We start from the raw sequence: 17,027 nt of genomic DNA on the forward strand, positions 1-17,027 counted from the left end.
CTTTGAAAGGGGAGAGGAAAATCATGAAACAACACAAACGGCTTTATGCCCGATTGCTGCCGCTGTTATTTGCGCTCATCTTCTTGCTGCCTCACTCTGCAGCAGCGGCGGCAAGTCTTAATGGGACGCTGATGCAGTATTTTGAGTGGTACATGCCAAATGACGGACAACATTGGAAACGCTTACAAAATGACTCGGCATATTTGGCTGAACACGGTATTACTGCCGTCTGGATTCCCCCGGCATATAAGGGAACGAGTCAAGACGATGTAGGCTACGGCGCTTACGATCTGTATGATTTAGGGGAGTTTCATCAAAAAGGGACGGTTCGGACAAAGTACGGCACAAAGGGAGAACTGCAATCTGCGATCAACAGTCTTCATTCCCGGGACATCAACGTTTACGGCGATGTAGTCATCAACCACAAAGGCGGCGCTGATGCGACCGAAGATGTAACGGCTGTTGAAGTCGATCCCGCTGACCGCAACCGCGTAACATCAGGAGAACAGCGAATCAAAGCGTGGACACATTTTCAATTCCCGGGGCGCGGCAGCACATACAGCGATTTCAAATGGCATTGGTACCATTTTGACGGAACCGATTGGGACGAGTCCCGAAAGCTGAACCGCATCTATAAGTTTCAAGGAAAGGCATGGGATTGGGAAGTTTCCAATGAAAACGGCAACTATGATTACTTGATGTATGCCGACATCGATTATGATCATCCTGATGTCACGGCAGAAATAAAGAGATGGGGAACGTGGTATGCCAATGAGCTGCAATTGGACGGATTCCGCCTTGATGCAGTCAAACACATTAAATTTTCTTTTTTGCGGGATTGGGTCAATCATGTCAGGGAAAAAACAGGGAAGGAAATGTTTACGGTAGCTGAATATTGGCAGAATGACTTAGGTGCGCTGGAAAACTATTTGAACAAAACAAACTTTAATCATTCAGTGTTTGACGTGCCGCTTCATTACCAGTTCCATGCTGCATCGACACAGGGAGGCGGCTATGATATGAGGAAATTGCTGAACGGAACAGTCGTTTCCAAGCATCCTGTTAAAGCGGTTACGTTTGTTGATAACCATGATACACAGCCGGGGCAATCGCTTGAGTCGACTGTCCAAACATGGTTTAAGCCGCTGGCTTACGCTTTTATTTTGACAAGAGAAGCAGGCTACCCGCAAATTTTCTACGGGGATATGTACGGGACGAAAGGAGCCTCGCAGCGCGAAATTCCTGCCCTGAAACACAAAATCGAACCGATCTTAAAAGCGAGAAAACAATATGCGTACGGAGCACAGCATGATTATTTCGATCATCATAACATTGTCGGCTGGACGAGGGAAGGCGACAGCTCGGTTGCAAATTCCGGTTTGGCGGCGTTAATAACAGACGGACCCGGCGGGACAAAGCGAATGTATGTCGGCCGGCAAAACGCCGGTGAGACATGGCATGACATCACCGGAAACCGTTCCGATTCTGTTGTCATCAATGCAGAAGGCTGGGGAGAGTTTCACGTAAACGGCGGATCGGTTTCGATCTATGTTCAAAGATAGAAGAAAAGAGTGATAGGACGGATTTCCTAAAGGAAATCCGTTTTTTTATTTTCTCCTTCTTATAAAATTTCTTTGATTCCATCTTATAATTAATTTTAACAAGGTGTCATCAGCCCTCAGAAAGGACTAGCTGACAGTTTGAATCGTATAGGTAAGGCGGGGATGAAATGGCAACGTTATCTGATGTAGCAAAGAAAGCAAATGTATCGAAAATGACGGTATCGCGGGTGATCAATCATCCTGAGACTGTGACGGATGAATTGAAAAAGCTTGTTCATTCCGCAATGAAGGAGCTCAATTATATACCGAACTATGCAGCAAGAGCGCTCGTTCAAAACAGAACACAGGTCGTCAAGCTGCTCATACTGGAAGAAATGGATACGACTGAACCTTATTATATGAACCTGTTAACGGGAATCAGCCGCGAGCTGGACCGTCACCATTATGCTTTGCAGCTTGTCACAAGGAAATCTCTCAATATCGGCCAGTGTGACGGCATTATAGCGACGGGGTTGAGAAAAGCCGATTTTGAAGGGCTGATTAAAGTATTTGAAAAGCCTGTCGTTGTATTTGGCCAAAATGAAATGGGCTATGATTTTATTGATGTTAATAATGAAAAAGGTACCTATATGGCAACACGCCACGTCATTGGGCTGGGCGTCCGCAATGTCGTCTTTTTTGGAATCGATTTGGATGAACCCTTTGAACGGTCAAGGGAAAAAGGCTACCTTCAGGCGATGGAAGGCAGTCTGAAAAAAGCGGCGATTTTCCGGATGGAAAACAGTTCGAAAAAAAGTGAAGCACGCGCACTGGAAGTGCTGGCATCCCTTGATGCACCGGCAGCCGTGGTTTGCGCTTCCGACCGCATCGCGATCGGGGTCATCCGCGCGGCGCAATCGCTCGGCAAAAAAATTCCGGAAGATGTCGCGGTTACCGGCTATGACGGGGTGTTTCTCGACCGGATCGCTTCGCCTCGCCTGACGACGATCAGACAGCCTGTTGTTGAAATGGGAGAGGCTTGCGCCAGAATCCTGCTGAAAAAAATCAATGAAGACGGAGCGTCGCAAGGCAATCAATTTTTTGAGCCGGAACTTATTGTCCGGGAATCGACTTTGTAAGGGTCTCATTCTGTTACCGGTAACAAGCTGAAAATGATTGTTCCTGTTATGCCGTCATGATAATTTCAGAATAAAAGCCGGTTTATCACAGCCGGACAACCAAAAAGGGGGAAACATGATGGAATATGCAGCGATTCATCATCAGCCTTTCAGCTCTGATGCCTATTCTTACGATGGAAGGACATTGCACATCAAAATCCGTACAAAAAAGAATGATGCCGAACACGTCTGCTTGATTTGGGGAGATCCTTACGAATACACCGGCGGCACATGGAAAGCGAACGACCTTGCGATGGCGAAAATTGCCGCGACAAGCACGCATGATTACTGGTTTGCCGAAGTGGCGCCTCCATTCAGGCGTCTGCAATACGGGTTTATCCTTACAGGCGCTGATGGTCAAGACACTTTTTACGGAAGCAGTGGTGCCTGTCCGTTTGCCGGAAAAGCGGCAGATATGGCCAAGTACTGTTTTAAATTTCCGTTTGTTCATGAGGCAGATGCGTTTAATGCACCCGACTGGGTCAAATCAACCGTCTGGTATCAAATTTTTCCAGAGCGCTTTGCCAGCGGCCGAGAGGATTTGTCTCCGGAAAACGCTTTGCCGTGGGGAAGCAAGGACCCCGAGGTGGACGATTTTTTCGGAGGGGATTTGCAGGGGATCATAGACAAAATGGACTATCTGGAAGACTTGGGGGTAGGCGGCATTTATTTGACGCCGATCTTTGCCGCGCCTTCCAACCATAAATACGATACATTGGACTATTGCTCGATCGATCCGCATTTTGGCGATGAGGAACTCTTTCGCACGCTGGTCAGCCGGCTTCACGAGCGGGGAATGAAGATCATGCTTGACGCTGTTTTTAATCACATCGGCAGCGCTTCGCGAGAGTGGCAGGATGTCGTCAAAAACGGTGAAAAGTCCCGTTATAAAGACTGGTTTCATGTTCATTCTTTTCCTGTTAAAGAAGGCGGCTACGATACATTTGCGTTTACGTCCGAGATGCCGAAGCTCAATACCGCCAACCCGGAAGTTCAGGCTTATTTACTTGATATCGCGCTGTACTGGATACGCGAATTTGATATCGACGGCTGGCGTTTGGATGTGGCGAATGAAGTCGATCATGCGTTTTGGAAGAAGTTCCGTCAAGCCGTTACGGCAGAAAAGCCCGACATTTTTATATTGGGCGAAATCTGGCATCAGGCTGATCCGTGGCTTAGAGGAGACGAATTTCATTCGGTTATGAACTACCCGTTCACAGAACCGATGATTGACTATTTTGCAGACGGATCGATTTCAGCTTCGCAAATGGCGAGCCGCATCAATTCGCATCTCATGAGCGGGATGAAGCAGGTCAATGAGGTGATGTTTAATTTGCTGGACAGCCATGACACGAAGCGGATTTTGACAAGATGCGGAGGAGATGAGAAAAAAGTACGCTCTCTTTTGGCATTTATGTTTGCTCAGACAGGCTCGCCGTGCATTTATTACGGAACCGAAATCGGGCTGGACGGCGGGGATGACCCATTGTGCCGGAAGTGCATGGTTTGGGAAGAAGAGAAACAGAATCAAGAGATGCTCACATTTATGAAACGGCTGATCGCTTTGCGAAAACAAGAAAATGATGTATTGACATATGGAACGCTCGAGTGGAGGCTGGTTGACGACGAAAACGATTTTGTCAGTTTTTCCCGAACGGATGAAGGAAAAGAGCTGATCTACTTCTTCCACCAGGGCAGCGAGGTGCGCCGTGTCAGATTGCGGGATTTGAAGATTGCAAGCGACAAAAGAATATATGATGCGTGGTCGGAAGAAGCGCTCCATCATGATGATGCGGTCGACATACAGCCAGGCGGGTTTTTCATTTTGGGGGCGGTTTAAATTCTGTTACCGGTAACAGAATTTAAACTATTGTAACCGCTTTCTATCGAGGATTACAATTGTCTCAGATTCTAAGATAGAAGGGGGAAAAAAGATGAAACATTTAAAAAAAGGATTTTTAGCGATGCTGGCGACAGTTCTGCTGTTCGGTCTTGCCGCCTGTTCAAGTTCAAAGGAAACGGGAGGCAACGGCGGGAAAAAAGTGCTGACCGTGTCTGTAGAAGAGGTCTATAAACCTTACGTTGAAAGCATAAAGGAACGTTTTGAAAAAGAGAATGATGTGACAGTCAAAATTGTTGAAAAGCCAATGTTCGATCAGCTTGAAGCGCTTCCTCTTGACGGCCCGGCAGGCAATGCGCCCGATGTCATGCTTGCGGCATACGACCGTATCGGCGGCTTAGGACAGCAAGGGCATTTGCTGGAAGTCAAACCGTCTGAGACTAAAAGCTTCGGCGACAAAGAAATGCAGCAAGTAACAGTTGACGGAAAAGTCTACGGAATCCCGCTTGTTATTGAAACTCTCGTACTCTATTACAACAAAGACCTGTTAAAAGCGCCGCCAAAAACCTTTAACGAGCTTGAGGATTTAACAAAAGACAAGAGGTTCGCTTTTTCTTCGGAAAAAGGAAAATCGACCGCTTTTCTCGCAAAGTGGACGGACTTTTACATGTCATACGGTTTAATGGCGGGATACGGGGGATATGTATTCGGAGCTGACGGCACGGATTCCGGAGACATCGGTCTGAACAACAAGGGGGCCGTGGAAGCGGTGGAATACGCCGAGAAATGGTTCAGTGAATATTGGCCGAAAGGCATGCAGGACAATACGAGCGCTGACGATTTTATCCAGCAGACCTTTATGGACGGAAAAGCAGCTGTTGTTATCGGAGGTCCATGGTCGGCTTCCAATTATAAAGAAGCCGGTTTGAACTACGGTGCCGCGAAAATCCCGACATTGCCAAACGGAAAAGAATATGCCCCGTTTGCAGGCGGAAAAGGCTGGGTCGCCTCTAAATATACGAAAGAGGCAGAGCTTGCTGAAAAGTGGCTGCAATATGCCGCAAATGACGAAAATGCTTACCGTTTTTATGAAGATACGAGCGAAGTTCCGGCCAACCTCGCCGCACGAAAAAAAGCAGGGGAGCAAAAAAGCGAGCTGACGTCGGCGGTCATCACACAATACGAAACGGCGACTCCGACTCCGAACATTCCGGAGATGGCCGAGGTGTGGACAGGTGCAGAAAGCCTGATATTTGACGCGGCAGCAGGGAAAAAATCGGCACAGCAATCAGCGGATGATGCCGTCCGTGTAATTAAAGAAAACATTAAAGAAAAGTATGTGAAATAAAACGGCGGTTTTAGCGTCCGGAAGAATAGAGGGCGAAAAAAATGAACAAAGACCAAACACTTGCAAAACGGAGCCGGAAGGCAGCGCTGTTATCGATTATTCCCGGTGCTGGCCAGATTGCAAACCGGCAGTTTTCAAAGGGGATCCTTTTTCTTGTCATCACAGGCTTGTTTATTTGTGAGTTAGCGGTTTTCGGTTATCAGGCGCTGATCGGCCTCGCGACGCTGGGGACTGTCCCGGGAGAAGATCACTCGCTGTTTCTGTTGATAGAGGGCACGCTGCAATTGATATTGACGCTCGTTTTTCTGATGTTTTACATCTTTAATCTGTATGATGCCCGGAAGACCGCCGCGATGAAAGCGGCGGGTTTGAAAATCAGCGAGACGGCCGGGGACATGATCAGAAATGCAGGTGACAAAGGGTTTCCGTATTTATTTACGCTGCCGGCATACCTCATGATGGTGTTTGTGATTATTTTTCCGGTGCTGGTGACTCTGTTTATCGCGTTTACAAACTACGATTTTTATCATATTCCGCCTAACAGTCTCATCGACTGGGTCGGCTTTAAAAATTTCATGAATATCTTTTTCCTTGGCTCGTATCGGCAAACATTCGCCGATGTACTGGGCTGGACGATCATCTGGACGATCTGTGCGACAACGCTGCAAATTGTTCTCGGCATCGTGACAGCGTTGGTCGTCAATCAAAACTTTATTAAAGGCAAGCGGATGTTCCGGATCATTTTCCTGCTTCCGTGGGCCGTTCCGGCATTTATTACGATTATGAGCTTTGCCAACATTTTTAATGACTCGGCGGGCGCGATGAACGTCCAAGTGATCCCGCTTTTGAACCAGCTCCCGTTCGTCGATATCCCGGCTGTCGCATGGAAGACCGATCCGTTCTGGACGAAGACGGCTTTGATTATGATTCAGACGTGGCTGGGTTTTCCATACATTTATGTCATGGTGACAGGGGTGCTTCAGGCGATTCCCGGAGAGCTTTATGAAGCGGCAAAAATTGACGGCGCGACATTTATTCAGCGCTTTAAACACATTACGCTGCCGATGATTTTATTTGCGACCGCACCGGTGATGATTACCCAGTATACGTTTAATTTCAATAACTTCTCGATCATCTATTTATTTAATGAGGGCGGTCCGGGGAGTGTGGGGGCCGGAGCCGGGTCAACCGACATCTTAATATCCTGGATCTATAAGCTGACGACGGGAACGTCGCCGCAGTATTCCGTGGCGGCTGCTGTCACACTGCTCATTTCTTTCATTGTCATCGGGGTTTCCCTGATTGCTTTTAAGAAATCGAATGCCTTTGGCAATGAGGAGGTCATGTAGATGAGAGGGATTTTCAAAAATACGCGGTTCACCGGGATGCTGAACAAGGTTTTGACCTATATATTTTTAACGTTTTTAAGCATCGTGATTATTTATCCGCTTTTGATTACGGCATCATCCGCATTTCGGGTCGGGAATGTAGCGGCTTTTACACTCGATTTTTCGGGCCAATGGACATTGGACCACTTTAAGCGGCTGTTTGAAGAGACGCTTTACCTCAACTGGTACGGGAATACGCTTGTGATCGCGCTGTCTGTCATGGTGTTCCAGGTGACGATTGTGACGCTTGCCGGCTATACGTACAGCCGCTACCGGTTTGCGGGCCGAAAAAAGAGTCTCATTTTCTTTTTGATCATTCAAATGGTGCCGACGATGGCGGCGCTGACCGCTTTTTACGTCCTGGCCATGCTGATCGGAGCTTTGGACCAATATTGGTTTTTAACTGCAATCTATATCGGCGGCGGAATTCCGATGAACACATGGCTGATGAAGGGCTACTTTGATACAGTGCCTAGAGAAATCGATGAAGCGGCGCGGATTGACGGAGCGGGGCACCTGCGGATCTTTGCTTCGGTCGTTCTGCCGCTTGTGAAACCGATGCTTGCTGTCCAGGCGCTGTGGGCGTTTATGGGGCCGTTCGGCGACTATCTGCTGGCGAAATTTCTGCTTCGCTCGCCGGAAAGCCTGACCATCGCCGTCGGTTTGCAGACATTCATCTCCAATCCGCAGCAGCAAAAAGTCGCGCTGTTTGCAGCGGGCGCGATTCTTGCGGCTCTGCCGATTTGCATCTTGTTCTTCTTTCTCCAAAAGAACTTTGTGTCCGGTTTGACATCCGGCGGAACGAAGGGATAAACCGATGAACGACATGAGACACGAAAAGCTGATCGTCCGCTTTCTTAAAGCAGCGGCATCACCGGCGGGCGTCATGCGCTGCAAACATACATTCAGCTGGCTCGAAATTTCTTTTCTGTTTATGTTTTTGACAGCTTGCTTAACGGCGCCCGTGTCGATTGCGTTGATGAAAATGGACCGCTTCAACGCCGGGAATTTGCTCCCAAACGTTGTTCAAAAGGCTGACGCGGCATTCATCAAACAATTAAAAGGTTACCAATTGACAAACGGGAGATTGACAGGCGGAGACGAGCTGTACCGTGTGGAGAAAGAGAAAACCTTGCTGGCGGTCGATTTGAAGCATGAATTGAAAACAAGCGGTGAGAACGGCCGGATAAAGGCGGAAGGCGGCTATCAAAACGCGCTCATCTTTCAGTCAGATCATCTGATCATCAGCGATCAAAGCGGAGCGGGGTTTTCTGTCCGCTATCCGGCAAAGGCTGGGCTGAATGATCTGGATGCCGATCATGTAGGGGATTTTATCGGTGCCATGTGGTTTGCCCAATATAAGCCGCTTATCATCATGCTGGCCTGTTCCGCGGTTTGCATCATTTCGCTTTTTGTAACGGCCGTTCTGACGGGAGGCATCTGGATCTCCAAAAAATCCAACATGACCGGGATAAGGTCGTTTAAGGAAGCGGCCGCAGCGGCGGTGTGCGGATCAGCGCTTCCGGCAGCGGCTGCAATGGCTTTTGGTATGATCCGCTTTGACTTCATCATGATGCTGCTCATCCATTCGTGCGGAAGCGCTTTGATGGTCTCTTTCATCTTCAGGCATATATTCAAAACCCGCCATCACAACGAAAATCTTCAGTCAGGAGGAAATCATGGTAAATCAGCGGCTATTTGAGATCGACCAGTGGAAAATCAAAACAAACCAATTTGAAAAAGAACATAAGCGGCTTCAGGAAAGTCTGACATCCTTGGCGAACGGCTATATGGGGATCAGGGGGAATTTTGAAGAAAGCTATTCAGGCGAAAGTCTCAAAGGCACATATATCGCAGGGGTTTGGTTCCCGGACAAAACGCGTGTCGGCTGGTGGAAAAACGGCTATCCCGAATATTTCGGGAAAGTGATCAATGCGATGAATTTCATCGGAATTGATGTATATGTAGACGACGAAAAAGTCGACCTCAATCAAAACGGCATCGAATCGTTTGAATTGGAGCTCAATATGAAGGAAGGCATCCTGCGGAGAAGCGCTGTCGTTCGTGTGAATCAAAAGGCTGTCAAAATTTCGTCGGAGCGCTTTCTTAGTCTTGATGTCCAGCAGCTGTGCGCGATTCATTATGAAGCGGAATGCCTGACCGATGAAGCTGTTATTACACTTGTCCCTTATCTTGATGGCCATGTCGCAAATGAGGATGCCAATTTCGAAGAGCGGTTTTGGCAGGAAGAAGCGAAAGGCGCCGAATCTCATCGCGGTCATCTTGTGACGAAAACGATTGAGAATCCGTTTGGAACGCCGCGTTTTACGGTGGCTGCTTCAATGTGCAATGTGACAGAAGGATATGTCAGCGAGCATTTTCAAACGGATGCGATGTACGCGGAAAACCGCTTCTGTTACGAAGTGAAGCCGGGAACAAAGGCTTCTTTAAAAAAATTGATCATTGTCACAACGTCCCGGGACTTTGAAGAAGCAGAGCTTTTAGTAAAGGGCAGGGCGCTTTTGGCTGATGTTCTTCAGCAGGGATATGAAGAAGCGAAGCGGAGGCATACCGAACATTGGATGGAAAGGTGGGCAAAGGCTGACATTGAAATTAAAGGGGATGATGAGCTTCAGCAGGGCATCCGGTACAACCTCTTTCAGCTTTTCTCGACATACTACGGAACCGATTCGCGCTTAAACATCGGGCCGAAAGGATTCACGGGCGAGAAATACGGAGGAGCCGCCTACTGGGATACTGAGGCGTACGCCGTTCCTGTGTATTTGGCGACGGCCGAGCCGGAGGTGACAAAGAATCTGCTTTTATACCGATATCATCATTTGGAGGCAGCTAAACGGAATGCGGCCAAACTGGGGCTGAGGGGAGCCCTTTATCCGATGGTGACCTTCACAGGCGATGAATGCCACAATGAATGGGAGATCACCTTCGAAGAAATTCACCGCAATGGCGCAATCTGTTATGCGATCTACAATTATGTCAATTACACAGGCGACCGAGACTATATGAAAGAATACGGGATAGACGTTCTCGTGGAAATCAGTAGATTTTGGGCTGACCGTGTCCACTTCTCAAAACGTAACAACAAATATATGATCCACGGCGTTACAGGGCCGAATGAATATGAAAACAATGTCAACAACAACTGGTATACGAATTTGATTGCGTCGTGGACGCTTGAGTACACGCTCGAAAACCTCGCTGTCCTCCCGGAGGAAAAACGCCGCCGGCTTGATATACGGGAAGCCGAAATCGAGAGGTGGAAGGATATCATTGCGAAAATGTACTATCCATACAGTGAGGAATTAAATGTTTTTATTCAGCATGATACATTCCTAGATAAAGAGCTTCAGGCAGCGGATGAGCTTGAACCGGATGACCGCCCGCTCTATCAGAATTGGTCATGGGACAAAATTCTCCGCTCCAGTTTTATTAAGCAGGCGGATGTTCTGCAAGGCATTTATTTCTTTAATCATCGATTTACGACGGAAGAAAAACGGCGCAACTTTGAATTTTATGAACCGATGACGGTTCATGAATCGAGCCTTTCGCCGTCTGTCCATGCGGTGCTGGCGGCTGAACTCAAAATGGAAAAGAAAGCGCTTGAACTGTATAAGCGTACAGCGAGGCTTGACCTGGATAATTACAATCATGACACAGAGGAAGGGCTTCATATTACATCGATGACTGGAAGCTGGCTCGCGATCGTGCAAGGATTTGCCGGCATGCGGACCCAAGATGAGACGCTGTCGTTTGCTCCGTTTTTGCCGAAGGAATGGGACGGTTATTCGTTCAACATCAATTATCGGAACCGGCTAATCAATGTGCAGGTAGAGGAAAACAGCGTCGCCTTCAACCTTGTAAAAGGAGAACCGCTTTCCATGACAGTTTATGGAGAGCAAATCGCACTGAACGGACGGTATGAAAGGAGGATGCCCGATGAGCCAATGGTGGAAAGAGGCAGTCGTGTATCAAATTTACCCGCGGAGTTTTTATGATTTCAACGGAGACGGATTCGGTGATTTGCAGGGCGTGATTCAAAAGCTCGATTACATTAAAAGCCTCGGAGCCGATGTTATCTGGCTGTGTCCTGTGTTTGATTCCCCGCAAGATGACAACGGCTACGACATCAGCGACTACAGAAGCATATACGAAAAGTTCGGGACGAACGATGATATGTTTCAATTGATTGATGAAGTGCATAAACGCGGAATGAAAATCATCATGGATCTTGTCGTGAACCACACGTCTGATGAACATGCCTGGTTTGCCGAAAGCCGCAAGTCAAAGGACAATCCTTACCGTGATTATTATTTTTGGAAAGATCCAAAGGCGGACGGTTCAGAACCGAACAATTGGGGATCGATCTTTTCAGGATCGGCGTGGACATTCGATGAGCGGACAGGGCAGTATTATCTTCACTACTTTTCGAAAAAGCAGCCTGACTTAAACTGGGAGAATGAAGCGGTTCGCCGGGAAGTATACGATTTGATGACGTTTTGGATGGACAGAGGCGTGGACGGCTGGCGGATGGATGTGATCGGTTCCATTTCCAAATATGTCGACTTTCCCGATTATGAAACAGATGACAGCAGTCCTTATGTCGTCGGCCGCTATCATTCAAACGGCCCCCGTCTGCACGAATTTATACAAGAGATGAACCGGGAAGTGCTGTCCCGTTACGACTGCATGACGGTCGGCGAAGCAAACGGCTCAGATGTTGAAGAAGCGATAAAATACACGGATCCAAGCAGACATGAGCTGAACATGATTTTTACATTTGAACATATGGACATCGATACAAAACAACATTCGCCGAATGGGAAATGGCAGATGAAGCCGTTTGATCCGATCGCTTTAAAAAAGATGATGACGAGGTGGCAGGCCGCTTTAATGAATGTCGGCTGGAACACGCTCTATTTCGAAAATCATGATCAACCGAGGGTCATATCCCGCTGGGGCAATGACCGCGAACTGCGCAAACAATGCGCCAAAGCATTTGCAACGGTCTTGCACGGGATGAAGGGAACCCCGTTCATTTATCAGGGAGAAGAAATCGGCATGACAAACAGTGAAATGCCGCTCGAGATGTATGATGATCTCGAAATCAAAAACGCATACCGCGAACTTGTCCTCGAAAATCAAACGATGACAGAGGAAGACTTTCGAAAAGCCGTGGCGAAAAAAGGGCGGGATCACGCGAGAACGCCGATGCAATGGGATGACGGAAAACACGCGGGCTTCACAGATGGAGAGCCTTGGCTGGCGGTAAATCCCCGCTATCAAGAAATCAATGTGAAGGAATCGCTCTCAGATGAAGATTCGATTTTCTATTATTATCAGAAGCTAGTCGGGCTGCGCAAACAACATAAAGTTATCGTACATGGAGATTACCAGCTGCTGCTTGAGGATGATCCGCAAATCTTTGCGTATATCCGTGAATACCGGGGCGAAAAGCTGTTAGTCGCCGTGAATTTGTCAGAAGAAAAGGCGCTGTTTCATGCTCCGCCGGAATTGCTTGAAGACAAGTGGGATGTGCTGTTATCCAATTACGCCCGCGAGCGGCTTGATATAAGCGGCAGCATGGACATGGAACCCTATGAAGCTTTTATGATGATCAGCCGGGCAAAGGGTTCGACATTATGAAAGCGGTCATTTTTGACTTGGACGGCGTGATCACGGATACGGCCGAGCATCATTATCTCGCTTGGAAACATACTGCCGAACAAATCGGCATTGAGATTGACCGGAGCTTTAATGAACGGCTGAAAGGCATCGACAGAGAGCAGTCGCTTAACACGATTTTGATTCACGGCGGTGCGGCCGGAACGTATCGGGAGGCGGAGAAACAAGAGATCATGCGCCGGAAAAATCAATACTACCAACAGCTGATCCAAAACTTGACACCGCATGACCTGTTGCCGGGAATCGCCGGGCTATTTGCAGAATTGAAAAGGGAAAATGTAAGCATCGCGTTAGCTTCGTCAAGCCGAAACGCGCCCGCTATTTTGCAACGGCTCGGGCTCATGGACGAATTTCATGCTGTCGTTGACCCGGCTGCGCTTGCTCGCGGAAAGCCCGACCCCGAAATCTTTTTGACGGCCGCAGCGCTGCTCGGTGTGCCTCCGTCTCAGTGTGCAGCAATCGAAGACGCTGAAGCCGGGATCGCCGCGATCAAATCCGCAGGGATGTTTGCGGTGGGAGTCGGTGATGAGACATCGCTGAGCGGGGCTGATTTGATCGTGCACAACACAAACGAGCTGACATTTGAGCTGCTGAAGGAAGGATGGCAGCGCTGTTGCTGCATAAGAGAAGACAAATGAATCGTAAAATGGCAGGCCGCCGCTGGCGGCCTTATTTGCAATCAGAGAGGAGAAGGCAAAAATAAGATCAAGGTGTTCGGGAGGCCGTTCGGATATGCTTTTCAAATCGAAACCATCAGGCGATTGAATACCGACCTGTTGCAAATTCTAACGCCTGCGCTTTTCATGAAAAACAGCCTAATCGATCCTTTTAAAAGGATGATTAGGCTGAATGTTTATTGAGGCATTTGCAATTTGACAAACTTCCGTTTGCCGACTTGGATAATCATACCGTGTTCGACCGCCACATCCGCATGAATCGATTCTGCTTTGATGCCGTTGATTTTAACGCCGCCGTTTTGGATCATTCGGCGGGCTTCGCTTTTGGAAGGGAGGAGTCCGAGCGTCACCAATAAATCGGTGACAGGCACCGTTCCGTCACCTTGCCAGTGTACAGACATTATATTGTCCGGCGCGCTGTTTTGCTGAAAAACCTTTTTAAACTGCTGTTCGGCCGCTTCGGCTGCCTCGCTTCCATGATACATGTTGACGATGGTTTTCCCGAGAAGCATTTTCGCATCTCGCGGATGAACGGCCCCCGTTTCCAAATCTTTGACAAGTCGTTTTTTATCTTCCGCCTCCAGGTTGGTCGCAAGATGGATATATTTTTTCATCAAACTGTCCGGAAGCGACATCGTTTTTCCGAACATTTCATGAGGGTCTTCATCAATGCCGATGTAATTGTTCTTTGATTTCGACATTTTTTCAACCCCGTCAAGTCCTTCAAGCAGCGGCATGAGAATGACGACCTGTTTTTCTTTTCCATACTTTTCCTGAAAGTGTCTGCCCATGAGCACGTTAAAATGCTGATCCGTTCCGCCCAGTTCGATATCGCTGTCGAGAACGACCGAATCATATCCCTGCATCAACGGGTAAAAGAATTCATGAAGCGAAATCGGCTTTTGCATGGCAATTCTTTCTTCAAAATCATCGCGTTCCATTAAACGGGCGACGGTAATTTTGCCCGCGAGCGCAATGACGTCTTCCAAGGTTAATCGTTTCAGCCATTTTGAGTTGTAGTGAAGCTCGACTTTGTTCTGATCAAGCACTTTTCCAAACTGTTGAAAGTATGTTTCGGCATTGCGGCGGACTTCTTCGTCCGTCAGCTGTTTCCTTGCGGCGGATTTTCCTGTCGGATCGCCGATTTTTCCTGTGAAATCTCCGATCAGGAGCTGGACGATATGCCCATTTTCCTGAAATTGGCGCAGCTTATTCAAGACGACAGTGTGGCCTAAATGAACGTCAGGCGCCGACGGATCGAGACCAAGCTTAATTTTCAGCGGTTCGCCGGTCAAAATCGATTTTGCCAGCTTTGCCCGCAGTTCTTCCGGGGGAATGACCTCCTCCGCTCCGTTCATATATAAGTGAAGCTGCCTTTCGACTTCCCGCTTCTCGGCAGTTGTCAGTTGATCAAATTGTTGTTGCTGCATGATAACTCCTCCTTTTTTGTATAAAAAAAGAGCCTCATCCCGATAAGGGACGTGGCTCAAATGCACGCGGTACCACCCTGGTTGAAGACCTCCGTCTTCCGCTCTATTTCAGATAACGGTTTCCCGTTCTTTGCTACTTGAAGGTTCACAAAGAAAGCTCAGGGAGGTAATTCGCGTCTGCCTTTGTACCGGCTCGCACCAGCCGCCGGCTCTCTGGAACAGGGAGACAGACCGCTACTTGTTCCCGTCGTTGCTTATGGTTTATGAAGATTGTCGTTCACTTTTCGAAGGAGCTCGATCAATGTATTCTGCTCCTCTTTTGTCATGCCTTTGATCAGCATTGTTTCCCCTTTGTGGAACGCCGGATAGAGCTCTTCAATAGCGGCTTTTCCTTCAGGGGTGATCTCGGCGTATACGTGTCTGCGGTCTCGCGGATCCGTGCTTTTTCCGCAAAAGTTCTTTTTTTCAAGCGTTTTAATGACATTGCTCGCAGTGGCTGTTGAAATGCCTGACAGTTCAGCGAGTTTTCTCGTTTCAAGCCTGCCCCATACCCATAGATCGTAAAGAATCGAAAAAGCCGTCCATGACAATTGATATGAGGAAAGGATCTCGGTCTCCATTTTGACGCGGAGCTTTTGCGCTGACCGGTAAAGGTTGGTGGCAACCGAAATGGCTTCAAGATTCAAGGACTCGATCGGCATGCGTTTCAGCTTGATGAGTGTGTCGTGTTCTTCCTGTCGAAGATGGGGGGATCTATCCAAATCGTGACGCCTGCCTTTTTATTTTCAGAATCATTAGCTATGAAACGAATTTTAACAGATGGTTTTCATCCATGCAAGCCCTTTTTTGATATGACGAGAAAAGCCGGCATCATGATGATGACCGGCACTTGTTTCAGCTATTTTTTGGTGATCTGTTTGCGGCGCACTTCAACCCGATCCCCTTTTTGAATGTTGTCATACTGTTTTTTCGAGACGAGGACGGCATGTTCTTTTCCGTTTTGATCTTCAATCAACAGCCAATATCTTTTTTCTTTTCGTTCAGAGAGCGCTTTTTCTTTGATTCCGGCGGTGCGGAGCATGCTTTTTTGTTCTGCTGTATATCCGCCCGCGTGGAAGATCATCCAGTATGGAAAGTAGTAATTCAAAAAGGCTGATCCAGCAGGATTTTGATTGAGTGTTTGCTTGATGCTCCCTTTGTACAGGGTATTGGACGGCAATGTCCGCTGGATGGCGTTGAACTGACTGCTCTTGTTTAAATATTGTCGGCTCGCAGACTGATTCATATAACTGCGCATTCTCTGGTTGACTGAACCCGGACGTGTTTTTAAAGAGCTGTTATTAGCCGAGGAACTCGCAGCCTTGGTTCCGGATGTTCCATTGCTGCCTGTTGCCTCTGCTTGAGCAAAAGGCAGCAAGAGAGACAGCGCCATGATCAAAATAAGAGGAGCGCTTTTTTTCTTCATTGTTCATCACTGCTTTTTTGTTCCATTTTATCTTTGACGACGCCCTCAAGCGGCTCCTGGTCATATTTGATGTATGGGGGACGGTAGATGAAGGCTTCATGATCGCGGATTTTAATATAAGGCTGTTCGACATTTTCCACATTTTCTACATATTTTTTGAAAGTCTCCGTCTTTTCTTTCCCATTTTTCACGTATGATGCTTTCAGTAAAGGTGCTTTGTCGGATTCGCTGTCATTCACGTAATCAAACCATACGAGATCGTATTTTTGAATGGAATGGTCTTCTGAGACCTCCTGTGAACGGTCTGAAGCGGATGATGAACATCCAGATAGGGGAACGGCGAAAAGCATCGCAGCCGCGGATAACGAGATCAGTTTCGATTTTTTCACTGTGATCATCCTATTCATTTTGGTTTCTCTTTTATATACGAACGATCCTGGCAAAGGTGTCATCTGTT

Annotated in this window: 14 protein-coding genes and 1 other annotated feature; of the genes, 10 read left to right on the forward strand and 4 right to left on the reverse strand. The window is 47.8% G+C overall.

What is annotated here, in order from left to right; translation table 11 throughout:
* Positions 1–23 precede the first annotated feature (23 nt).
* The 10 genes from amyS to pgmB all read left to right on the forward strand — a co-directional run bounded on the left by amyS (position 24) and on the right by pgmB (position 13,636).
* Positions 24–1,562, forward strand: coding sequence for an alpha-amylase (gene amyS / locus MHB72_RS03465; protein WP_216921279.1), 1,539 nt, complete (start codon positions 24–26; stop codon positions 1,560–1,562).
* A 167-nt stretch (positions 1,563–1,729) separates the two neighbouring features.
* On the forward strand, positions 1,730–2,680 hold the full coding sequence (locus tag MHB72_RS03470) for a LacI family DNA-binding transcriptional regulator (protein WP_023855561.1): 951 nt from the start codon (positions 1,730–1,732) through the stop codon (positions 2,678–2,680).
* A 115-nt stretch (positions 2,681–2,795) separates the two neighbouring features.
* Positions 2,796–4,559: a glycoside hydrolase family 13 protein gene (locus MHB72_RS03475; protein WP_216921270.1), complete on the forward strand. Its 1,764-nt coding sequence runs from the start codon at positions 2,796–2,798 to the stop codon at positions 4,557–4,559.
* A gap of 94 nt (positions 4,560–4,653) precedes the next feature.
* Positions 4,654–5,907 (forward strand): extracellular solute-binding protein, encoded by a 1,254-nt coding sequence (locus tag MHB72_RS03480; protein WP_216921267.1) that lies wholly within the window; start codon positions 4,654–4,656, stop codon positions 5,905–5,907.
* A gap of 41 nt (positions 5,908–5,948) precedes the next feature.
* The gene (locus MHB72_RS03485; protein WP_095292988.1) at positions 5,949–7,256 is read left to right on the forward strand and encodes a carbohydrate ABC transporter permease; all 1,308 of its coding nucleotides are present in this window, start codon (positions 5,949–5,951) and stop codon (positions 7,254–7,256) included.
* Positions 7,257–8,108, forward strand: a complete 852-nt coding sequence (locus MHB72_RS03490) for a sugar ABC transporter permease (protein WP_023855564.1) — start codon at positions 7,257–7,259, stop codon at positions 8,106–8,108. It abuts the gene before it with no gap.
* Positions 8,109–8,112: 4 nt separating this feature from the next.
* Positions 8,113–8,997, forward strand: a complete 885-nt coding sequence (locus MHB72_RS03495) for a DUF1189 domain-containing protein (RefSeq protein ID WP_216921263.1) — start codon at positions 8,113–8,115, stop codon at positions 8,995–8,997.
* Complete coding sequence (locus tag MHB72_RS03500; protein WP_212110067.1) at positions 8,975–11,311, forward strand: glycoside hydrolase family 65 protein; 2,337 nt, start codon at positions 8,975–8,977, stop codon at positions 11,309–11,311. The genes MHB72_RS03495 and MHB72_RS03500 overlap by 23 nt, the downstream gene beginning before the upstream one ends.
* Positions 11,253–12,959 carry a glycoside hydrolase family 13 protein gene (locus tag MHB72_RS03505; protein WP_216921260.1) on the forward strand — a complete coding sequence of 569 codons (1,707 nt, stop codon included), beginning with the start codon at positions 11,253–11,255 and terminating at the stop codon, positions 12,957–12,959. The genes MHB72_RS03500 and MHB72_RS03505 overlap by 59 nt, the downstream gene beginning before the upstream one ends.
* Positions 12,956–13,636 (forward strand): beta-phosphoglucomutase, encoded by a 681-nt coding sequence (gene pgmB, locus MHB72_RS03510; RefSeq protein ID WP_023855567.1) that lies wholly within the window; start codon positions 12,956–12,958, stop codon positions 13,634–13,636. The genes MHB72_RS03505 and pgmB overlap by 4 nt, the downstream gene beginning before the upstream one ends.
* A gap of 215 nt (positions 13,637–13,851) precedes the next feature.
* Here the strand turns inward: pgmB and tyrS are convergent, their stop codons facing one another.
* The 4 genes from tyrS to MHB72_RS03530 all read right to left on the reverse strand — a co-directional run bounded on the left by tyrS (position 13,852) and on the right by MHB72_RS03530 (position 16,968).
* Positions 13,852–15,105 (reverse strand): tyrosine--tRNA ligase, encoded by a 1,254-nt coding sequence (tyrS, locus tag MHB72_RS03515; RefSeq protein ID WP_216921257.1) that lies wholly within the window; start codon positions 15,103–15,105, stop codon positions 13,852–13,854.
* 42 nt (positions 15,106–15,147) lie between these two features.
* Positions 15,148–15,365, reverse strand: a binding site (T-box leader).
* Positions 15,360–15,806: a MarR family transcriptional regulator gene (locus MHB72_RS03520; protein ID WP_223254891.1), complete on the reverse strand. Its 447-nt coding sequence runs from the start codon at positions 15,804–15,806 to the stop codon at positions 15,360–15,362. (Overlaps the previous feature by 6 nt.)
* 197 nt (positions 15,807–16,003) lie before the next feature.
* Positions 16,004–16,570, reverse strand: coding sequence for a hypothetical protein (locus MHB72_RS03525; RefSeq protein WP_216921254.1), 567 nt, complete (start codon positions 16,568–16,570; stop codon positions 16,004–16,006).
* The gene (locus MHB72_RS03530) at positions 16,567–16,968 is read right to left on the reverse strand and encodes a hypothetical protein (RefSeq protein ID WP_254122253.1); all 402 of its coding nucleotides are present in this window, start codon (positions 16,966–16,968) and stop codon (positions 16,567–16,569) included. Before MHB72_RS03530 ends, MHB72_RS03525 begins: the two co-directional genes overlap by 4 nt.
* Positions 16,969–17,027: the final 59 nt, after the last annotated feature.

Source organism: Bacillus sp. FSL K6-1284, assembly GCF_038002625.1.
In the GTDB taxonomy this organism is placed as follows: Bacteria; Bacillota; Bacilli; order Bacillales; family Bacillaceae; genus Bacillus; species Bacillus paralicheniformis.

Bases quoted from the DNA above. Each gene is read 5' to 3' on its own strand.
- amyS (WP_216921279.1), top strand. From the start codon at position 24: ATGAAACAACACAAACGGCTTTATGCCCGATTGCTGCCGCTGTTATTT.
- tyrS (WP_216921257.1), bottom strand. From the start codon at position 15,105: ATGCAGCAACAACAATTTGATCAACTGACAACTGCCGAGAAGCGGGAA.
- pgmB (WP_023855567.1), top strand. From the start codon at position 12,956: ATGAAAGCGGTCATTTTTGACTTGGACGGCGTGATCACGGATACGGCC.
- MHB72_RS03525 (WP_216921254.1), bottom strand. From the start codon at position 16,570: ATGAAGAAAAAAAGCGCTCCTCTTATTTTGATCATGGCGCTGTCTCTC.
- MHB72_RS03480 (WP_216921267.1), top strand. From the start codon at position 4,654: ATGAAACATTTAAAAAAAGGATTTTTAGCGATGCTGGCGACAGTTCTG.
- MHB72_RS03470 (WP_023855561.1), top strand. From the start codon at position 1,730: ATGGCAACGTTATCTGATGTAGCAAAGAAAGCAAATGTATCGAAAATG.
- MHB72_RS03505 (WP_216921260.1), top strand. From the start codon at position 11,253: ATGAGCCAATGGTGGAAAGAGGCAGTCGTGTATCAAATTTACCCGCGG.
- MHB72_RS03530 (WP_254122253.1), bottom strand. From the start codon at position 16,968: ATGATCACAGTGAAAAAATCGAAACTGATCTCGTTATCCGCGGCTGCG.
- MHB72_RS03500 (WP_212110067.1), top strand. From the start codon at position 8,975: ATGGTAAATCAGCGGCTATTTGAGATCGACCAGTGGAAAATCAAAACA.
- MHB72_RS03490 (WP_023855564.1), top strand. From the start codon at position 7,257: ATGAGAGGGATTTTCAAAAATACGCGGTTCACCGGGATGCTGAACAAG.
- MHB72_RS03485 (WP_095292988.1), top strand. From the start codon at position 5,949: ATGAACAAAGACCAAACACTTGCAAAACGGAGCCGGAAGGCAGCGCTG.
- MHB72_RS03495 (WP_216921263.1), top strand. From the start codon at position 8,113: ATGAACGACATGAGACACGAAAAGCTGATCGTCCGCTTTCTTAAAGCA.
- MHB72_RS03475 (WP_216921270.1), top strand. From the start codon at position 2,796: ATGATGGAATATGCAGCGATTCATCATCAGCCTTTCAGCTCTGATGCC.
- MHB72_RS03520 (WP_223254891.1), bottom strand. From the start codon at position 15,806: ATGCCGATCGAGTCCTTGAATCTTGAAGCCATTTCGGTTGCCACCAAC.